Origin of the sequence: Evansella sp. AB-rgal1, assembly GCF_041820985.1 — a bacterium.
GTDB lineage: Bacteria > Bacillota > Bacilli > Bacillales > Salisediminibacteriaceae > Evansella.
Genome location: NZ_JBGUAU010000010.1, coordinates 173092 through 193457 on the forward strand (window position 1 = coordinate 173092; position 20366 = coordinate 193457).

Here is a 20366-nt window from a genome sequence, read left to right on the forward strand (position 1 = left end):
CCTTACAATTGGTAGCATTCTAATTCATTTTTTACATCACTTAAAATATCTGAAGCTGTTGCTCCATCCAAAGCTCTGTGATCGAAGGATAATGTGACTCCAAGCATGGGTCTAATCACGACCTCATCCTGAATCACTACTGGAGTATCCTTCATCCTTCCTACACCAAAGCTTAAGGTGGAAGAGATAACTGGATAAGCAAAATCTATTGGACGATGTCCAAAGGAAGTAATAGAATAAGTTCCTAATAAATGCTCCCTTTTTGTAAAACTATTGATAAATTTGTTGTAAACAATTTGACCCAACATAAGAGGGAGAGATTGCAGTCTTCTGATTGGTTCAAATTCTTCCATATCATCAAATGAACTATCTCGGAAATAAGTAACCTTCTCTTGAATAGAATGGATAGATAATTGATCCACGTTTTGTATTAAACCAGAAACAACCGCTCTCGTTCCATTTATGTTTTTGTCGATGGTAATCTTTGCGTGCGTTTCCTCATAGTAAGCTACTTTAGGTAAGATCATTCCTTTTACCGCAGATTTTGCTTGAGGATATCGTTGGATTACGGTTCCTATTTTCTCTATTAGAAAAGTTATATAACTATATTTCATCCCTTTTTCTTCCAATAGTTTGTTCCTACTATTTATAATTGCGGTCATATCTATTGAAGTATTAATATGGACAGTTGGATAATTTCTTGCGTATTTTAAAAAGTAAAACGTGTGTGCTCTCTCTTTGGGAAATGGGAGTATTTTTACCTTGCTCACTCGTAGTACCTCCGAATGATCTCTGCAAGCTCTCCAATAGATTTAGATCGATTATATTCATCTAATGGTAACCTTACGCCTAACTCCGTCTCGATGTTCGTTAAGATGCGAAGTGAGTTGACAGAATCCCATTCATCAATCTCTTCAGGACCTATTTCTCCTGATAACGCATCTTCTTCTACATCGATAACATCAGCAATGATTTCTATTAATTTATCTTGGATATTCAATTGACTGCCTCCTTCCATTTGTATTTTACGGTGATCCAAGGAACTTCCTTCAAAGGTTCTTGAAGGTCATGAACATAAAGAAGATGGGAAGGATTGTCATCTATTGTTTGAAACCCATGCGATTGGTAAAGATCTTTTACATACCCATTTTTGTTCGTTGGGATATATTCTCCATAAATTTTCTTCACAGAATGGCTATTTGCTACCTGGATTACTTCATTGAGTATTGCCGTTTCAATTCCTCTAGAAAAGACTCTACAGCTCATTAACACATTTCTAATCCATATAGTACTTTCTTTGTTTTCTATCACTTTCTCGAGGATCACACTGCCTACGATTCCATAGTCACCAAATCGATCTCTTGCTTGAAACCCTAATAAAATAAATTCTGGTTTCTCCATCATGCTCTCCATTTGAGATTGCTGATAGCGACGGTTTGTTAAATTAAATTGATTCGTTCTTAGATTCAACTGTGTGAGTCTCGGTAATGTAATAGGATCTGGTTCTATGATAGTCACCTCAATATCTAACCCTTTTAAGTAATCATCCATAGTGGCTACCTTTTCCCTAAACAATTGTCTCTGTTCTTGCTGCTTATATTTCACCGTGCGCTTCTTATCCTCTTCTGTTATTTCCAGCGTATTAAACCATCCTGGGGATAATAGTTCCCTAACATAATTCGCTGGCTCTTCAGAAATTTCAGGAACAGTTACTTGACCCACGTGATCTCTTACCATCTTGCGTTCAAATGGGTTATCATCGATAAAAACAAGACTATCCATACCTATATTTAACTTTCTTACAGCAGCTTTTATATTTTCGTGCTTCATTTCCCAATTGGCAAAAATCATGACAAAGTCCTCTTTTTTCAATTCCATATTGGGATGAGACAGGAGTGCTTCTTCTACCGTTGATCTCTCATTTTTACTACATATCACTAATAAAACACCTTGCTCCTTCAACTGCTTTATTTTTCTTTGAAAATCTAAAAATGCATTTCCTGGATAATCATGGCCTAATTTAATTCCTTCCACTCCATCATCCCCGATAATTCCACCCCAAAGGGTATTATCTAAATCCAGAATTAAACATTTTTTAGCGAGACCTTTCTTCGCTCGTAATACTTTCACTGTCTCAACAGCGAATTCCATCATCATAGCTTCGTTCATGTTTTGTTGTGCATAATAGTACAATCTAGAATCTGGAACTGCTGCTGATGGTAGTTTTTGAATCATAATACTTGGATCAATGACTATTACCTGCTGAAACTCATGTGATAATTCGAGTAAGCCAATTTCAAATTTTCGCCACTCCGTACTTAACTTCGCTTTGTTTTTATAATCAAGTATTGAATCGTAAGTAATTGGTGACATAGGAATGGAATTCAGTAAAATATCTCCATCACATTTCTCTTTATATATGGTGAGTAATCCTCTTATTTCTTCTAGTTTTCTACTTGCAACTTCCTTTATGTCTTCCGTATTCCACGCTATAGGTAATTCGGAGAGTAGAATATTCTCGTCCAATATGCAAAGTGTGATATCAGGTTGATACTGATATAATTCACTGAATTCGTTTACTAGTTCATATTGATATTGATTAAAATTTGCTACATAAAACGTCGGCCAAAGATTCTTCTCTAACATAAGGACACGAAGATAATTGGTTATGGAATAACACGTAAAATTACTTACGATTGCAATTTTAACTTCCTGTATATCATCCATCCGCTCTTGATTCCAGTCACTTACAGTGACATCTCTAAGTATATGTCCGATTTTCTCCATTTCTGTCGGACTACCTACCGTTCGGATGAATCCAGTAATTGTCTCTCTACTACTTGCAAACTTTTTTTCCTTTCGAATATGCTTTAGTATCTTTAGAGAATCCTCATGATTAATCACGATACTCCCACCCCTCCTTATTCTTTTACAAGGGTCATACCTGTTTTTATCCACTTTGAAGATTCGATTGCTATAACTACTGCAGTATCACCTTTACTCATTCTTTCTTTTAGTAAGTTCAACTGAATATAAGGAAGTGCATTTCCATTATTCCCAGTATTCTCTACACAATTGACCCCTTTCTCTTGAGGTATGTTCAGATACTCATTAATTTTGTTTGTCATATTTCCACCTAGCTGTGGTGGTAGATAGAAATCAATATCCTCTCTATATCTTTCTCCCTTTTCTAACAACTCGTTCAAAACTTGTTCGGCCATAACAGGAACATTTTGCTCAATCGCTTTATAATCTTCTTTTGCGGACTGGAAATTCTTCCTTCTCTCTCTCGGATTCATATCATGACTTTTCTCTGGAATAACACCGAACCAATTCATGATTTGCCCTGGTATACGATCAAGACCTTCAAATCGATTAATGATGTTTTCTATTTTTATTCCTTCTTTCTCAGTCGAAGTAGATAGAACTGCAGCCCCTGCTCCATCACCAAAAAGGGCATAATTAATGAGTTCATGAGCTCGTAATTTCGTAAAGTCTCTGTCAAGGTCTAGATATTTATTACAAACATCTCCACCAATAACTAATGCATTATGGTATTTTCCTGACGCAAGAAATTGATATGCTACTTCCAAACCTTGCAATGCTCCTGAGCAACCAGACTGTACTTGATAAGTTGGAATATTGTTTAAGCCTAACTCATTTGCTACGAGGTTCACTGTTGCTGGCATTATATGATCTGGCGTTGCAGTCGACATGACAATGAGATCAATTTCCTCCGCTTGTATTCCAGCATCTTCTATAGCGATTTGGGCAGCATTTTTACAAATATCCGTTAAAGAATAGCGAATTTCTTTCTCATAAAAATCTGTTGCAAAATATCTGGTTTTTGTGCCAATCATTTCTTCAATCCAGTCTTTTCGAATTCGAAATATTTCCTCCATTACACTGTTTGTAATAGGTTCACCTGGTAAAAAGGTACCAAACCCAATAAACTTACTATTATTCATCTGTTATCACTCCGTTCTATAAGCCTGTTTCAATACCTACTCCAATATGAAAGTCTTGTCCACTTATTGCAGAGCTTGGAGGATCAATAAGAATGTCTAAAGCAGAAATTAATTCGTTTAATTCTGGTAATTTTGGCTTTAACCCATATATCTCTAACTTCTTTTTCATATTCTTTTTCTCTTCCTTATCGAATGCGCTATTGTAGTAACCGAATGTCATGACATTTACACTTAGTCGAAAAGCGCTTAATTCACGAGAAAGGCATTTCATCATCGAAATTTTCCCTTGATTCAAAATAGGGGAACTAGGGTAGCCAGCAAAATATAAAGCATCATATAAAATGGGAAAAATAATAGACCCTTTCTTTTTCTTCACCATCAACGAACTTACCAATTTGTTTAAAAGATACATTTGATGAAATTGCTTTGTTATGTAAGTATCAAAATGTTCCACATCCTTCAGCAGCAACTCTTCCTCATTGACCATTTCATTTCCATGTAACAGGATATCGATTGTTCCAGAGTGAGAGACAATGTCTTCGAGAGCATGTTGAAGCTTTACTTCCGTTACTTCCTTCATGAAGAATCCTTTATAACTTGGTTTCTCTATTTCCTCTATCTTTTTCAAGTAATTCCATTCTGCTTCATCATCTTCAAAGAAGAGAGTAACAGAGTGACCTTTTTTTAATAGATAAGTAGAAATTTCCTGATTGAATTCTTGATTACCGTTCGTTACTACTATATTTTTCTTCATTATTAATCTCCTATCTCATGAATCCTCCGTCTACTTTAAGAACAGTATCTGTAACATAATCTGATAGATCACTAGCTAGAAATAAGACAGAGTTTGCAATTTCATCAACTTTACCAAGTCGTTTTATATTGGTGAATTGGAGAAAATTATGTAATTTATCAACAGGTACATGTTTGATCATTTCTGTATCTATCATTCCAGGTGCTACACAATTTAGCTTTACTCCACTAGAGGAATACTTTCGTGATAACAATCTTGTCAAGCCCATCATTGCACCTTTCGTAGCTCCATAATTACTTTGTGCCTCTCTTCCTAAGACTCCTGTAACAGATGCAACATTTATAATGCTTCCCTTTCCTTCTTTCAACATAAAAGGTAAAGTTTCCATTATGCTGTTATATGTTCCACGAAAATTCGTGTGAAAGACATCCTGCCAATCCTTCTCTGGCATATTAAAAATAATATTATCTCTAGTAATTCCAGCATTATTTACAAGAATGTCAATTTTCCCATAGGTTGCTACAGTGGAAGCGAGTAAATCTTGAATGAATAGTTTGTCAGTAACAGATCCTTGCTTTAATATCACTGGGTTATCTCGTTTCGAATACTCCTGTTCAATCTCTTCTGCTAACGCAACACTACTACTGAAAACCCCAATGACAATTGCCCCTTCTTCTACAAAACGATGTAAAATAGCTTTTCCGATACCTCGGGTAGCACCAGTAATGATTGCGACCTTATTCATTAGTAACATTTGCCAATCTCTTCCTCTCTTCTAACAAAATACTATTTGCAAGGTTATAACCACTCCAGATGCTTCCACTATATCCTCCACCTGGCTGTGTCCATGCACCAGCTAAGTAGAGTCCTGTTATTGGTGTTTGTTGTGGTAATCTACGATGAAGTGATTGAGAAACTGTTTGAGCTGCACCATATATAGCACCATTTGTATTTTTCGTATAGCGCTCGTTCGTAAACGGAGTTGATAGCTCAACATATTCCACATGTTCCTTCGTACCAGGATATTGCTCATCAAGACGAGTAAGTAGTATTTCAATTAATTCCTGTTTTTTTGCTACATACACGTTTTTGTCTAGATTTTTCCATTGTTCATAGCTACTCAACTGAAATAAGGAAAGTGTTGTTTTTCCAATCTCGTGATATTCTTTATTGATATTTTCATAGATAGTAATACAAAATGGAGCTGTTTTAGGAGAGTTATTGAGTACATCTTCATATGCTTTTTCTGTATCGTAGTGTTCGTTTACAAATATTTCATGGTTTGATTCATTGTATTGTTTTGGCAAATCTATATCTAAGTAAACATAAGCTTGAACACAAGAAAGACTCGGAACCTGATTCTTCACTTTCGTTGCGTAACGCTTCGGTAAATATTCATAGCCTCCTACCAACTCATGAAATGTATGGTGTGGATTGGCATTGGAAATGATATAGTCTGAGAAAAATCGTTCACCTCTGGCCGTTTCTACCCCAAAAACTTTTCCTTCTTCATGAAGAATTTTCATTACTTTTTTTCGTAATAAAACTTCTCCGCCGTTCTCTACGATTATTTCTTTTAAAGCATCACTAATTGACTGAGAACGACTTTCGGGATAATAACCTCCGAAAACATGGTATTCTGTCCAGACATACGCATAAAATACTGCCGCCATTTGAGATGGAGGTAATCCAAAGTACATCCAATATTGAGAGAAAACAGAGATTAGTTCTTTTGAATTAATAAACTTTGATAACATGGAATGTAATGTTTCATTTTGATATGCAAACACTGTAGGTGCTTCATTGATAAAATCAATATGTTCTCCACTATTTCTTTTTTCTGTTATACTCTGTATTTCATTTCTAATTTGGAGGAACGTTGCAATTATTTCTTCAATCCCGTTTTTTTCATGAGGAAACATGGATAGTAAGCTTTGAGCGTAATCTTTATAGTTACCACTTAGTGCAACGATACTTTTGTCTGGAAAAACTGCCTTATATAGAGAGTCCACTTTATAAAAGCTTACTTTTTGTAGCACCCCTAATTCATCGAGAATCTTCTTTAGTCCTCCGCCTTCCCCTAAGTCACCCATTAGATGTAAGGAAACTTCAAACTCTAGCTTCTTACGTCGAAACGAAGTAGCGTAGCCACCTTGTTGATAATGTTGCTCTAGAACAGTAACCTTTTTCCCTTGTTTAGCTAAACTGGCAGCAGATACAAGCCCCCCTAATCCTGAGCCAATAATAATAACTTCCTTCTTCATACATGTTCCTCCACATTGTTATTAAGTCTGAAGCCATAGACGACTTCAGACTTATTTTTTCTGTTAAGAGAGCTGTTTTTCTTTTATCCTAGACATTACGAAATTGGATAAAGTCTCTACTGAGTAAAAATTCTCTCTTATTTCCTCTTCTGGCATTCCTTGTACTTTTATTTCGAATTCTTCTTCAAGACCAGAAACAATATCCAATGCTTCTACTGAATCTAGACCTAAGCCTTCAAGGAATAGTGGTTCATTATCGTCAATTTCTTCTGCTGTTATATCCTCTAGCTCCAAACGATCAATTAAAATGTTTTGCTTAATAATTTGCTTAATTTCTTCGATACTCATTTTTATCCTCTCCTTAATTTCATTTTGTCTATTAAACTTCTATCTTAATTAATAGAACTCAGTATAATTGCTGTACTGTTCCCATTAATTGAAGAACTAATGACCATACCTTTTTTGAGTTGGTTATTATTGTAATAGCCTTCAAAGGAGTCCGTTATTACAGCTACCTCATCCACTTGATTTTTCAAGTAGTGATTGCTATAATATATAGCATCCACTGCTATATAAACATGATTGAGGCAACTAAATGATTGTGCGTAGCCTAATTTATCATTAAAGCACTGTATAGGGATATTTTTATCATTTATAAATTCGGCTATTACTGACTTTTCATCAAAGGACTGTAATCCGATAGAATTGTAAAAGATAAAATCTAGCTCTTCTTTATCAATCTTTGCATTTTGTAGCGCTTGTTCCATAGCAGTTATATATGATTGATTGAAATGCTCAGAGAAACTAACACCAATACCTAGTATTTCAGCATACATTTTCTTTTTCTGCTGAGTTGCTTGTTGATAGCTTGTTAGAATTAAGGAAGATGCACCCTCTGTAGCTGTAAATGAACTTGTATGTAAACCATAGGCCTTATCAATTTCAGAGGATAATTCAGAGCATTCATCTCCAGCAGCTGTAATACAGTACGGTTGGATATTATTCTTAATTACTTGGAAAGCATTTAAAGTGCTCAACAGTCCATCGTTTCCACCTGCACTTTGTGAACTACTATAACCTTTAATTCCTAATACTTTGGAAACTTTACCAGCTGTGGAGTTAAGGACCATGTCAGGAAAGTAAATGCCACTTGCAAATTCAGGTCCTTTATCAAATATTGTTTGTAAATATTTTGTTGCACTTTGTAAGCTTCCACGAGCAGTTCCATAAACTAAACCAATATCACTTTCATTTTCATTAGTAATCTCTAATTCCGCATCCTTCAATGCTAAATCTATTGCTCCGATGCTAAATTGGGTTAATGAATTCATACGTCGTTTATAAAGATTCTTGTTATAAGCTTTTAAGGAAAAGCTTTCTTCGCTAGGTAGAGTTATGTCACTAAACCAATCAACGATACTACCACTTTTATACTTATCTCGATGAACAATACCCATACCAACGATAACAACCCGCTGATTATTTTCTGTTTGTGTTTCTGTTGGTGTTACTTCTTCTGCTGACATTGTGCGGGAGACAATACTGCAATTGTGTCCACCAAAAGCTGAATTGTTACATAAGAAATATTCTGGTTTTCCTACTCTCATTTCATTTGCAACTAGGTTTATATCCTCGCACCCTTCACGAGCCTTTTCAAAATGAAGTGTCGCAGGTAACAAATCCTTTTGCAAGGCTAGTAGTGTTGTAACATATTCAATGGATGCAGCCGCTCCTAGATTATGACCAAAATAAGATTTACTAGAGCTTATAGGAATCTTTGAAAATAGATCAACTCCAAACACTCCTCTTATACCATTTATTTCTGCTGGATCATTCGCAGGGGTTCCTGTTCCATGTGTGTTAATGTATCCTATCTTCTCTTTTGGAACACTTGAACTCTTTAGCGCCATTTCAATAGCTCGTTGAATCCCTTTCCCTTTCGGATCAGGGGCAGTCTCATGATGTGCATCGTTACTTAAACCATATCCACATACTTCTGCGTAAACAGTGCATCCTCTTTTTTGAGCACTTTCTAATGTCTCCATAATTACAAACGCAGCACCTTCACCTAAACTTAAACCGAATTCTGTATTATAGGGAGAACACGGTTTTGAATTAAGTGCTTGTAGCGTATTGAAACCTGCATAGACGGAAAGTGACATTGTATCAGAACCGCCAGCAATCATCACATCACAATACCCATCTTTTAACAAATCGTAGGCATAACCAATCGCATTTCCACTAGCTGCACATGCTGTATTCATAGTGTTTACAGGACCGTTTAAAGTAAAGTGGTTAGCAATGGTATCTGCTTGTTGGAAGAAAGGATACTTTCTTAAATTAGATGGACTAACATTGTCTAAATTTTCACTAGCTTCAAGAGAGTTAATACCTCCATTACAAGTTCCATAAGCTAGTCCTATTTTGACGTTCTCTCTCTTAGTTAGGTGATTCCACTTACTATCTTCTAACGCTTCGTTTATTGCCACAATTCCATATTGAGCAGTAAGATCATATTTTTCTTGTTCATTTTTTGAAAAGTGTGTATCTGGAACGAACTCTTTCACTTCTGCTCCCATTTGACTTATAAATTTTTCCGTTGAAAACCTAGTCATGTTTCCTATGGAAGTTTTGTTTTGTTTCATGTTTTCAAATACTTCGAAGCGATTATGACCTAAGGCGCATATAATTCCCACACCAGTGATTACAACCCTCTTAGAACATTCCAATTATCTTCACTCCTTCATAAAAAATAACAAAAGAATACAAAGTATGTTATAAAGCAACATATACTGGTAATTTGATATTTCTCATATTAGCACATTTGAAAACTGATTTTTCTTATTTTCATATAAATTGAATCCTTATACTCATCTTTTTTAATATAGGATTTACAATTCATTTTGAGCCTATTTGGGAACATTTCTACTCTTTTATTTGCATAACACTTATAACAATATAACTTTATTACTTACTTTTTATCCCCTACTACTTTCACTTTTCGTGATATTACTTCTTCTCTTTTTGTTAGTAAGACCTTCATTTACAAACTTCAAAAACTAGTAACATATCAAGTGTACCTTTTGGATAATATAGGTACAAAATGTAAATTCCCTTCTTTACAAATACAAGTATCTATAATGTATGTTTTCAAAAGAACACTAATTTTGATTAGGTATACATGAGTAGGCAATAGCATGTAAATTCGATATTTTTGTTTACAATTATAATATCCTTCTTCCAATTAAGATAAATTCCAAGTGATAAACACTTATCATATTTTTAAATTTCCTTTCAATTTATACATATATATTAAAGGTAAAAAGTTGTGGTTGATTACTCAAAATAGCAAAGCACTCACATTGGAGCAGTCCTAAAGACCTACGAATCAGAAGCTTTTTTCAAGAATCTACTACCTCAGAAAAAAATACGGTAGAATTTCTAACAGACTTTTTTCACTTTCCGAGTAAATTTCTTCTTTGATTATTAGTAAATCATCATTTTCTACGTTTATTTTTTTCAGATAATAGTAATATCAGAATGAATGAAAAAAGTACCAGAGTCTCTCAACAGTAAAACAGACTGTAGTAGAGGTCTGGTACTTATGTCCAACATCTCATCCGTTTCCTGCTCGGATTTATCTAAATCAACTCGACATTTCGTTCCAAAGGGAAATGAACAGCCTGTTATATCGACTTCTACCCCTTTTTGAAATAATAGATTGCTAGCTGGGGTCAAACTCGAAGCTGAAGTTTTTCTAAGGTAACATAAAGGGTGTTTCGAACTGTTCATTCACTAATATATAGCTGCTCCGCAATTTCTCTATAGAAAGCCCTTGAGCTACAAGTCCTGATATGTCTTTTTACCGTGGTGTTAGTTGTCTTAGCTCTTCCACCTCAGCAGGCTGCGTCAGTTGTTTAGCACATCTGCATCTAATCCGTTGGAACCAGACAGAAGGGTATCCCGTTACTTCCTCCCTCACGTTCATTCGGGAATTCAAACTGCCCTTGGATTCACCCGCTGCTTCCTCCTAACAAAAAAGCTGCCAGAAAATGTCGGCAGCTTATCGATTCATAATACTTTTCAAACCCCATTTTTAGAACAACTAATCATCCTTCATTAACTTTTTAAAACAGAAATACATGAACAGTCCAGTAGTCAGCACCCAGACTAAAATAACTGCCAAAGGAAGCCAGCTAGTAGTATCATGAATGGCCATTAATTGCATGATAGGGAAAAAGTTTGCTATTGTCATTGCCAAACTATCTTCACCTAATCCAAAGAACTCTATCATTGGTGTAAATCCGAATACGAACATGACGGGCATGAGATAAGCTGAAGTCACAGCAATAGACTTTGAGAATAATCCTATACCGATTCCAATGAATAAAAAGAAAAGAAATACTAGAAATATCCCAATCACAGAACGGAGATTCAAGATCGGTTCTATCCCAATAATAACTAACGAAATGATGAATGATAACAGCGTCATTAATCCTATAACTAAACTCTTACCAATAATGATGTCCATAAAAGAAGCTGGTGACAGCATGAGTCCCCGCAATGTTTTCTTTTCATTTTCTTCTGCCATCATAGTCATCATAGAACTGGTTGTTACAGCTGAAAAAGTGACACCAATAATGATATAGATCATGATGAGAGGAATTGCTTCTCCGTCCCCTATGCGACTGTAAAAAACGGCAAGTACAATAGGGACAATCGGCATCATAAGTAGCATCATATTTTTCATAAAATCTTTTATATCCTTTTCAAATATCGCCAATATACGTTGTGTATTCATTATACTAGCTCCTTTCCAGTCACTTTTAAAAACACTTGACCAAGTGTGGGATTGTCCGTATGCATGGACTTTACTTGACCGCTTGCGATCAATTCTCTTATTCTATCAGCATTCTTCGCTTCATTATCTATCACTAACTTTTTCCCATCAAAAGTTTCCACATGAAAGGCGTGTGTCGAGTATTTATAACGAAGTTTATCAGGATTGTCTAGTTCCTGAAGTTCTCCTTTGTCTAAAAAAGCCACACGATGACATAATAACGTCGCTTCATCCATATTATGTGTGGTCAAAAATATCGTCGTTCCACCTTCATTTAGCTTCTGAAGTCCACGGTGTATATGCGCTGTACTTGCTGGATCCAAAGCAGAAGTTGGCTCATCCAAAAAAATTAGCTCCGGCTTATGAATGAGCGCTTTTGCTAAGAGAATACGTTGCTTCATTCCTTTCGATAATTTGGACACTATTTTCGTCCGCTCGTTCTCCATCTTCACATCTTTGAGTATGACATCAATTTGGTCAAGAGGAGTATTATACAATTTACAAAACAACTTCAGATTATCATATACCGTTAACCGCTCGTATAATGAACTGTTGTCGGACAAAATCCCAATACTTGATCGGAACTGAGAAGTGCCAAACTTTTTTGAGGAAAAATCTAGTACTGTTACATTCCCTGCTGTTTGAGTTAACTCTCCCGTTAAGATTTTTATCGTCGTTGTTTTTCCAGATCCACTTGGCCCAAGTAAACCAAATATCTCTCCTTTTTTCACAGAGAAACTGATGTCGTTAATGACGGTTTGTTGACCAAATACTTTCTTTAATCCACTTACTTCGATTATATTTTCCAAGTTGAATACCTCCTTCGATATGTTACATTCATCATAAGCGGTGTATCCTGTGAATGCAGTCATATCAAGGTGAATTGTTTCCAAAGCAGGTCAAAATGTACGTAATTTCAGATAAAAGGAACACCACGAAAAGGTGAAATGTTACTGTTCTTGATTGAACAGTACTTATTTTAGTTGAAACATTTCCTGGATTTCTTGAATTTTTGTCCGTGATAACGGAATCGTAGATTGAACCCGATTATCCATTCGAAGCGAGTACGTGTTTTTGGACCACGTAATAATTTCTCGTACCTTTTGCAAATTTACAATATAAGATCGGTGGCACCGATAAAATCCGTAGATCACTAATTTCTTTTCCATTTCGTTGAGTGTTGCATCCATAGGAAAGGACTCATCATTAATTACAATCATTGCTTTCCCATCCTGGCTTTCTATGTAATCAATTTCTAGGGGATCGATGAGAATCACTTTGTCATCCACTTTTGCCGGTATTTTGAACAACTTAGCTGTAATCGGTACAGAATTTGTCTCCTCAATGGAATCCTCTCCAACCTCGTTGTCCACCTCTAGTTCATGAAGCCCTTTATCATTTAGCTTATAAGTTACATCCCCTAATAACAGAGCGTGCTCCATATTGGAAACTAATATTAGGGTCGGAACCTTATTGTTAAGTCTTTTAAGCATATTCATAAAAGTATGTATTGTTTTCACATCTACCCCGTGAATTGGCTCTTGGAAAACCATTGGAGTTATTCCCATCATAAAATACTTAGCATAATATAGCCGCTGAATTTCGTTGTGGGAGCACTTTGTCAACTTCTTTTTCACACATGTCTGCAGTTCAAAGAGAACTACAATTTCTGGGATAGGCGTTCTGCAACCGAACCATTTATGATAAAAAATGATGTTATCTTCTATTGTTAAGCGATCATACAACCCTTCTTCCCGATCACATATGGCTAAGTCTTTGTTGCTTCGAAGGGTATGTACTAATGCAGCTTGCAGATCAGGGTCACTATATATGGCAAAGGTTTGCGATTCATTTACTGTAAGAGAAAACGGCGGCAATAGTGCATTATCTATGCTTTGATGCTCTAATGTAAAACCAGTCATCTTCATAATCTCCTTTTGTATTCAAGTTACTTCCGGATAAACCGTTAAGACTAAGCGTCCATGGGTAGTAACTACTTTTTCATTGTTTAAGAACATCCATATTTTATCATAGAAAGGTGGTAATTCGTGATGAGAAGATTTGACGATGCACAAGTTTTTTTAAAATTAGTCTGTCTATCATGGGGTGTTTTCCAAAACTCCCCTCGATAAACAGACGAAAATGGATTGGACAGCTCAACAATTCAATACCCAAAATGCAAAGCCACGAGGGTTGGGAAAGGTACTATATAATATATAGCAACCAAACTCTCTCTTTCTCGTATATAATTATTTTTGCAGAAAAAGTAAAGTAGTAGTTTTCAAAAAAAAGTTCCTTGCTTACCATCAAAAACAGAAATGCTTCTAAATAAATTATTTGCGTTGTATTGAAACTTTTCTATAGTTTGTTCTGCTCTAATAGATGAAAGGAGAGATGGAGATGGAGATTACTATGGTTCTAAATGCCATAAAAGGTGATGAAGCCGCATTTGAATTTCTCATAAAACAAGAAAGCAATAAAATGTATAGAACAGCTTTTCTCTATGTTAGAAATAAAGATGATGCACTAGATATTGTTCAAGAGACCGTCTTAAAAGCGTATCATTCGATCCATCATTTAAAGAAACCAGAGTATTTTAGTACTTGGCTTATGAAAATTTTAATTCGTACCGCTTTTCGAACACTCGAACAGCAGAAGAAGTGGAAGGTTCTAGATAATGAAACACTGGAAAATTTACTAGAACAAAAAATTCCAGAAGTAACTCAAAACATTGACCTTGTTGATGCGTTATCCAACTTAGATGTGAAATATCAGACTGCCATTATTTTATTTTATTATCACGATTTACCAATACATAAGATATCGGTAATGATGGATAAACCAGAAGGAACAGTGAAGACCTACCTCCGTCGGGCAAAAATGGAGTTGAAAAAGATATTGGAAGGAGAATCTCATTATGAACAAAGATTGGTTTAAAAGAAAGGTGGAAGAAATTGAAGTACCAAAAGAGGAATTGTTTTCTGTTATCGACAAAGGGATCGAGATTGGAAGAAAGCAAAAGAAGAATAAAAAGAAAACAAAGTATTCCTTATCACTATTATCAGCAGCTGTAATGATAATCTTATCTTCAGGCTTTGTTTTTTCTCCAGTTACGTCTGTTTTAGCAAGTGTTCCTATCATAGGGTCCTTTTATGAAAACTTTCATCGTAGTATGGGGGAAGAATTAGAAAAGAAAGATTTAGTAACAGAATTGAATCAAACTGTTACTGATAACGGTGTAGATGTCACCGTAACAAGTGTATATTACGATGGCATTTTCTTTGGAGTTACATTCCGAGCTAGTGGTAACGAGCTTAACATAGAAATAGATGATGAGAACTTAAGTAATTATGAATATTACTTATATGAAAATGGCTATGAAGATGGCACAGTTAAGGTGTCTTGGGGTGGAGCTTTTTATCCTCTTCAATTGGATGGTAACGATTATATTGGTGCAATAGAATTGGAGTATCCAGATAAGGAGCTTCCTAAAGATTTCTCTCTCCCTCTTATATTTTCGAACATTGGCGGGATAGAAGGGGAATGGGTATTTCAGATTCCCATTGAACAAATCCCCCCTAAGATGAGAACACTAGGGAAGGAATATACTACGAAAAACGATACATTCTCGTTTACGTTAACCGATATCATCATTGGAGAAACGAATATGGCAATCAATTATGAGACAGATATCCCAGTTGATGTTTTAAAGCTTACTATTCTTGATAATAAGGGAAATGATTTATCATCGGATTCTATCAGAAGTTACGATGAGGAGCGCGCTGTTTTCCTTACAGGTATAGAAAGCAGTACAAAATATTTAACACTTTATCCGACAGATTATCGGAACGGTGAGGTTGTTAAGTTAGATCCATTAAAAATAGAGATTAGATAAACTTGGATTATCGCAAGTTCTTAATGGCGAAAGCCTTGGTTTTCCTTATACTTTAACCCTTTAGGGAAGTTAAACTTCTTAAAGTAGAACGAAAGAACCCCCTAATGACATTGTATTAACCCGTTCGGATGAGAGGGATAAATACGAAATAACACGCATTTCCGAGATGCAATTAGTACTCTAATTCGCATCTCATTTTTTCGTTGATATATCGAGGGTTTTAATGTATTTTTAAAGGTTTTTGCAGTAGAATTAACACACTAATAAGCATAGTAAATAGCATGAGCAATAATACAAGAAGCTATCGCAGTTAATACTGAACAAACGAGGAGAATAGGCCAAGCTAAGTCTTTTTGTAACGAAATTTACATTAACGTCGTCTAAACATTAAATGAGTAGACTTTGAAATTCATATTTTAAATTGGAGGGGCTACAATGAAATTTGCTTTTATTGTTAGTAGTCTTATTTACCCTGAGTTCCTGTGTCAAGGATACTGCTAATGAGTACGAAAATAATACACCTTTGGTCTCAGGAGATATTACCATAGATAGTGCTATAAACACAGAGTTTACGGCAAGCGCTGAACGGAATGTTTTACAAAATCATCCTGAATATTTAGCTGAAAATGAAGGTGAAGTTTCTGAGCTAGATTTTGAAATGGCTTATGAAATGTGTGTGAGAGTGCTTAATGACTATTATAAAGCCGTCTGGAACGGATTGGAAATTGAATTGGATACATCTATCAACAACGATAATCTTAAACAGTATACGAAAAAGAAAATTCAATCCCAACATAATGTAAAAGGAAAATTTAATGATAATGTCCAAAATATTGAAATAGGGGCTTGGGAAGTGGACTATACTGAGGATGTGGATGGAGGTTTTCTCTATTTAAAGTTATCTGTGGAAATTAATAAAGATGTAGGTGGTTATGGTGAAGTCACTGAATTTCTTGTACGCAATATAAACGGCAAGTTAGTCATTGCTGATTGGTTTACTGGTGCAAAAGATAGTTACGATTTCTTGGTGCGTGGTGAAAATCTAACAATTGACAACCCTAATATTTGGAATGATAGTGAATGGGTAAAGAAGTTGAATAATAAACAGGAAGAATTTTTAGGCTCAACTCGATAATTAGTTATTTACAACTAACTTGGCAATCAAAGTTTGTTAATTAAAGCTCCATATGAAATTTGTTGCAAGACCAAATTCCCTATTCAACTAAAGGCTCGCCGATAGCTGAATAGAGGCTATCGCCTTTCTCTTATTGAAGTAAAGAGCAGGTTAACAAAAAATAGAGGGAGAAAACACTTGATAGGGAATAAAAAAAACACTCATATGGATACTAATTCCATGTATTGATAGACTATTATCTAACAGTAAACTATTTGATTAAGAAACTGTGATTTATGAGCAAAAATGATCAGACTCAATCTGATCATTTTTTTATATAGTTATTTGTATTGCTAATTAACCTCAAACGTTAAGATGACGAACTTTTACTACCTATAATTTCTACTTGACAGGTATGATTTGTAGGATTACTATATGTATTATGTTAAATACATATTAATATTTAAACACTCAGACTTTTAATCCCGAGTTAACGTATGTGTTTTATTATGTTTAAGGTGTCATTTTTAGATCTGACTTATGGCATTATGGTGTCCGTAATGGTAAAAGTTGACGGGGTGTATTTGGATGAGATCAATTAAACTTCTAGATCAATGGGGCATACACCATTACGATTCCTGATCATAAATTACACAGGATAGATGTTGAGTTAAAAAATATCTTGAACTGAAGATCTAATGACAGTAAGTCTAGCGGACAACCGATGGGCTTTTCATAAAACAAACAAAAACTTATTAGCTGGAAGGAGATACATCTATTATGAAAGAACAAACCTCATCTAGTACGGAGGAGCTATCACCTCCGAAAAAAAAGCATGCTTTAAATACAGAAGACTGGTGGGCTGTATGGCTTGGCATGGGAATCATTGCACTTATTATCTTTCTTTCTTTTCCATCCGCCACTTTGCCTAAACGTTGGGGAACGGAGAGTAATGAAAGTATTTTTCATTCCATCCCTATTGACCTGATCCCAGGAATACTCTTGACTGGACTCATCGCTCTCGTGGTATTTTGGTTGTCGATTCGATTTGTTCACAAAAAAGAGCATAAGAGCTTTTTACTCGCTTTTCCAGCATTGTTTCTTATCACCATTGTTGCTTATGTTGTAGGTCAATATGGTCCTTTACGTCATTATGGTTTTAACGATGTGATCTGGGCTTTAGTTATTGGTTTAGTAATCAGTAATGTATTTAAGATTCCTGAATTTTTGAAGAGCGCATTAAAAACAGAGCTTTATATAAAAACAGGGCTTGTATTGTTAGGTGCATCGATCTTGTTTGATCGCATGCTTGCTCTAGGATTATTGGGTGTTGGTGTTGCTTGGGTCGTTACACCAATTGTTATCATCGTCATGTATATTTTTTCCCAACGAGTATTAAAAATGAATGATCAAAGAGAATTAGCTGTTACCATCTCTTCTGCTACTGCTGTATGTGGTGTATCTGCCGCAATCGCATCAGGAACTGCAGCGAAAGCGAAGAAAGAAGAGATAACACTGGCTATTTCTATTACTCTTATATTTACGATTCTAATGATGTTAGGGATGCCTGCATTAGTATCTCTGTTCGGGATGGACCCAATTGTTGGTGGAGCTTGGTTGGGTGGTACGATTGATGCTACGGGAGCTGTAGTAGCTGCTGGATCCATGCTTGGGGAAAACGCTATGGAAGTAGCATCCGTGATCAAGATGGTACAAAACATACTTATTGGATTCGTTGCAGTAGCCATTGCTATTTTCTTCGTATCTCGTTCCAATGGCAGCAAGTCAGAAGGTGCTGAGAAAAAGAAAGTCAAAGTGAAAGAAATCTGGGTTCGTATGCCTAAGTTTATTCTAGGATTCATCGGGGCTTCCCTATTATTCTCGTTTTTGTTACCTGATCAAACGGTGGAAGCTGCATTACCAGTTGTTGATGGGTACCGAAACTTATTTTTCACCCTGGCGTTTGTAAGTATTGGCTTGGAATCCAACTTTAAAGAACTTGCAAAAGGCGTTCGTGGTGGGAAACCAATTATTCTATATATTGTGGGACAAGTCTTTAATATTCTACTTACATTGCTTGCGGCGTGGGTTTTCTTCAGCGGAACCTTCTTCACACTACCTTTTTAGGAGGGATTTTGATTGAAGAAAAAAATTATTTTTTTCTCACTCGTAGCTATCGTTTTGTTATTAGTGCCTTTGTTACCAACCACAGCGGGATCCAATACGCCAGGTGCCGGTGATATTTGGTGGATGAATGTACCAGAGATTAATGAATCTTATCATAAGATAAAGAATAGAGATTGATGTAGGGAAGTCGAGGGTTATGGCAAGCGTGAAGCCATCGCGGTGAACCAGAGTTTGACCCTTAACATATAATATAATCGCTACTTTATAGGACAATAATGATTTTTTGAAGACGCGAGACCTTGAAAGATCCTAACGTATTTATCTCTGTGCGGTGTCTCTTCTGGAAAGCCAATTCAAAAATGTTATGTGCACAGCGAGCAACCTGGAGTAAAAATCTACAACAACGTTTATCAGAGCCAATATAATCAAAGCGTCTGTTCTCAGTTACTATGAGGAATCATCTCACTGGGGGAGGCGCTTTTGTTACTGTACAAAAATAGATTGCTTGTTTTTCTGGCTCGTGGTAATCTGAAAAAAAATAGTTGGTGAAGGAGCTTGAGTGAGATGGCTAATATAACGCTTGCCGAAGCTGTAAAGTTGAAGAGCGTGTTGTCAAAAAGAATTCATGAGTTGGAGGATGAAATGCTGCGAGTTGGTTTTGTCCAAATTGAAAGCGGCAGCGAACTACCAAAACAGAACAGAACCCTCGCAAAGGTAGAACAGGATATAGAGGAAATCAGAGCAGATTTCCGCTTATTGGATAAGCTTGTGTATAAAGCTAACATTGAAAACACTATTACCTATAGGAACGATGCGCTGACCATTGTGGAAGCTATCGAACTAGCAACCCAACTTCGAGCGAAAGCAAAGAAAGAGAAAGAATTGTCACTATTGGAAAAGGAAGAACATCTTTATTATGGAGAAGCTACTACAATGGTGCGAGTGGCTCTTTTTGAACCTGAGGAATATCGCCAAAGAGCTGTAGAAACAGAACGCCTTGCTAATCGAGTTTCCAATTTAATCAATGCCAAGAACTATTCCATTGAACTTGAATTTGATGTTGAAAAATATTTTTAAGTAATTCTCTGAAGGCGGAAGACTACCTCTTCGGTGGTATAGATCGAACTTTCATTGATAGTTTTTACTACTCTGAAGAGGTGAGACTCCTCTTCAGAGCATAGAAGGAGCAATTGGTGTACATTTTATGTACTCGGATATAGTGATGGCAATGGCAAACCAATGACCTCTGTCTTCTTACTCTGTTACCCTTAACCAATCACCAACCATAGACAATGGCGGTCGATGACCAACTTTCGTGGTTTTTTCACTCCTTCTATGAGAGGTGGTGTCCCAAATGCATATGCTTTTGGTGACATCATCTTTTTTTGTTTGGTTTTCTCTATT

General features: G+C 35.9%; 18 protein-coding genes. 6 read left to right on the plus strand and 12 right to left on the minus strand.

The annotated features are described in order from the left end of the window. Window positions 1–2: 2 nt before the first annotated feature. From ACERII_RS10720 to ACERII_RS10775, 12 genes are all read right to left on the minus strand, one after another. Window positions 3–770 (minus strand): 2-oxo acid dehydrogenase subunit E2, encoded by a 768-nt coding sequence (locus ACERII_RS10720; RefSeq protein ID WP_373642229.1) that lies wholly within the window; start codon window positions 768–770, stop codon window positions 3–5. Next, complete coding sequence (locus ACERII_RS10725; RefSeq protein WP_373642230.1) at window positions 767–1000, minus strand: acyl carrier protein; 234 nt, start codon at window positions 998–1000, stop codon at window positions 767–769. The genes ACERII_RS10720 and ACERII_RS10725 overlap by 4 nt, the downstream gene beginning before the upstream one ends. After that, window positions 997–2904 (minus strand): HAD-IIIC family phosphatase, encoded by a 1908-nt coding sequence (locus tag ACERII_RS10730; protein WP_373642232.1) that lies wholly within the window; start codon window positions 2902–2904, stop codon window positions 997–999. Before ACERII_RS10730 ends, ACERII_RS10725 begins: the two co-directional genes overlap by 4 nt. Before the next feature lie 17 nt (window positions 2905–2921). Beyond that, the gene (locus ACERII_RS10735; protein WP_373642233.1) at window positions 2922–3968 is read right to left on the minus strand and encodes a ketoacyl-ACP synthase III; all 1047 of its coding nucleotides are present in this window, start codon (window positions 3966–3968) and stop codon (window positions 2922–2924) included. 16 nt (window positions 3969–3984) lie between these two features. Further along, complete coding sequence (locus ACERII_RS10740) at window positions 3985–4722, minus strand: SDR family NAD(P)-dependent oxidoreductase (protein ID WP_373642235.1); 738 nt, start codon at window positions 4720–4722, stop codon at window positions 3985–3987. Window positions 4723–4732: 10 nt separating this feature from the next. Then, window positions 4733–5476 carry an SDR family NAD(P)-dependent oxidoreductase gene (locus tag ACERII_RS10745; protein ID WP_373642236.1) on the minus strand — a complete coding sequence of 248 codons (744 nt, stop codon included), beginning with the start codon at window positions 5474–5476 and terminating at the stop codon, window positions 4733–4735. Then, window positions 5460–6986 (minus strand): phytoene desaturase family protein, encoded by a 1527-nt coding sequence (locus tag ACERII_RS10750; RefSeq protein ID WP_373642238.1) that lies wholly within the window; start codon window positions 6984–6986, stop codon window positions 5460–5462. Before ACERII_RS10750 ends, ACERII_RS10745 begins: the two co-directional genes overlap by 17 nt. 63 nt (window positions 6987–7049) lie before the next feature. Then, window positions 7050–7334, minus strand: coding sequence for an acyl carrier protein (locus tag ACERII_RS10755; RefSeq protein WP_373642239.1), 285 nt, complete (start codon window positions 7332–7334; stop codon window positions 7050–7052). A gap of 44 nt (window positions 7335–7378) precedes the next feature. Next, window positions 7379–9715, minus strand: a complete 2337-nt coding sequence (locus tag ACERII_RS10760; protein ID WP_373642240.1) for a beta-ketoacyl synthase N-terminal-like domain-containing protein — start codon at window positions 9713–9715, stop codon at window positions 7379–7381. A 1376-nt stretch (window positions 9716–11091) separates the two neighbouring features. Then, complete coding sequence (locus ACERII_RS10765; RefSeq protein ID WP_373642242.1) at window positions 11092–11787, minus strand: ABC transporter permease; 696 nt, start codon at window positions 11785–11787, stop codon at window positions 11092–11094. Then, window positions 11787–12635, minus strand: coding sequence for an ABC transporter ATP-binding protein (locus ACERII_RS10770; RefSeq protein ID WP_373642243.1), 849 nt, complete (start codon window positions 12633–12635; stop codon window positions 11787–11789). The genes ACERII_RS10765 and ACERII_RS10770 overlap by 1 nt, the downstream gene beginning before the upstream one ends. A 165-nt stretch (window positions 12636–12800) precedes the next feature. Continuing rightward, window positions 12801–13748 carry a LytTR family transcriptional regulator DNA-binding domain-containing protein gene (locus tag ACERII_RS10775; RefSeq protein ID WP_373642245.1) on the minus strand — a complete coding sequence of 316 codons (948 nt, stop codon included), beginning with the start codon at window positions 13746–13748 and terminating at the stop codon, window positions 12801–12803. 478 nt (window positions 13749–14226) lie between these two features. Here ACERII_RS10775 and ACERII_RS10780 point away from each other — a divergent pair, with 478 nt between their 5' ends. The 6 genes from ACERII_RS10780 to ACERII_RS10805 all read left to right on the plus strand — a co-directional run bounded on the left by ACERII_RS10780 (window position 14227) and on the right by ACERII_RS10805 (window position 20039). Beyond that, a complete protein-coding gene (locus ACERII_RS10780) occupies window positions 14227–14763 on the plus strand; it encodes a sigma-70 family RNA polymerase sigma factor (RefSeq protein ID WP_373642247.1) in 537 nt (178 codons plus the stop codon). Continuing rightward, window positions 14744–15721 carry a DUF4179 domain-containing protein gene (locus ACERII_RS10785; RefSeq protein ID WP_373642249.1) on the plus strand — a complete coding sequence of 326 codons (978 nt, stop codon included), beginning with the start codon at window positions 14744–14746 and terminating at the stop codon, window positions 15719–15721. The genes ACERII_RS10780 and ACERII_RS10785 overlap by 20 nt, the downstream gene beginning before the upstream one ends. A 442-nt stretch (window positions 15722–16163) precedes the next feature. Continuing rightward, on the plus strand, window positions 16164–16856 hold the full coding sequence (locus ACERII_RS10790) for a hypothetical protein (RefSeq protein ID WP_373642250.1): 693 nt from the start codon (window positions 16164–16166) through the stop codon (window positions 16854–16856). A 759-nt stretch (window positions 16857–17615) separates the two neighbouring features. Then, the gene (locus ACERII_RS10795; protein WP_373642252.1) at window positions 17616–18962 is read left to right on the plus strand and encodes a YeiH family protein; all 1347 of its coding nucleotides are present in this window, start codon (window positions 17616–17618) and stop codon (window positions 18960–18962) included. A 12-nt stretch (window positions 18963–18974) separates the two neighbouring features. Then, entirely contained in the window at window positions 18975–19139 is a 165-nt protein-coding gene (locus ACERII_RS10800) for a hypothetical protein (protein WP_373642254.1), read from the plus strand. A 387-nt stretch (window positions 19140–19526) separates the two neighbouring features. Next, window positions 19527–20039: a hypothetical protein gene (locus ACERII_RS10805; RefSeq protein ID WP_373642256.1), complete on the plus strand. Its 513-nt coding sequence runs from the start codon at window positions 19527–19529 to the stop codon at window positions 20037–20039. The last annotated feature ends 327 nt before the right edge of the window (window positions 20040–20366 follow it).

Excerpts from the sequence above, each read along its gene's own strand:
- ACERII_RS10735 (WP_373642233.1), bottom strand. The coding sequence starts at position 3,968 with ATGAATAATAGTAAGTTTATTGGGTTTGGTACCTTTTTACCAGGTGAA.
- ACERII_RS10740 (WP_373642235.1), bottom strand. The coding sequence starts at position 4,722 with ATGAAGAAAAATATAGTAGTAACGAACGGTAATCAAGAATTCAATCAG.
- ACERII_RS10745 (WP_373642236.1), bottom strand. The coding sequence starts at position 5,476 with ATGTTACTAATGAATAAGGTCGCAATCATTACTGGTGCTACCCGAGGT.
- ACERII_RS10750 (WP_373642238.1), bottom strand. The coding sequence starts at position 6,986 with ATGAAGAAGGAAGTTATTATTATTGGCTCAGGATTAGGGGGGCTTGTA.
- ACERII_RS10755 (WP_373642239.1), bottom strand. The coding sequence starts at position 7,334 with ATGAGTATCGAAGAAATTAAGCAAATTATTAAGCAAAACATTTTAATT.
- ACERII_RS10765 (WP_373642242.1), bottom strand. The coding sequence starts at position 11,787 with ATGAATACACAACGTATATTGGCGATATTTGAAAAGGATATAAAAGAT.
- ACERII_RS10775 (WP_373642245.1), bottom strand. The coding sequence starts at position 13,748 with ATGACTGGTTTTACATTAGAGCATCAAAGCATAGATAATGCACTATTG.
- ACERII_RS10780 (WP_373642247.1), top strand. The coding sequence starts at position 14,227 with ATGGAGATTACTATGGTTCTAAATGCCATAAAAGGTGATGAAGCCGCA.
- ACERII_RS10785 (WP_373642249.1), top strand. The coding sequence starts at position 14,744 with ATGAACAAAGATTGGTTTAAAAGAAAGGTGGAAGAAATTGAAGTACCA.
- ACERII_RS10795 (WP_373642252.1), top strand. The coding sequence starts at position 17,616 with ATGAAAGAACAAACCTCATCTAGTACGGAGGAGCTATCACCTCCGAAA.
- ACERII_RS10805 (WP_373642256.1), top strand. The coding sequence starts at position 19,527 with ATGGCTAATATAACGCTTGCCGAAGCTGTAAAGTTGAAGAGCGTGTTG.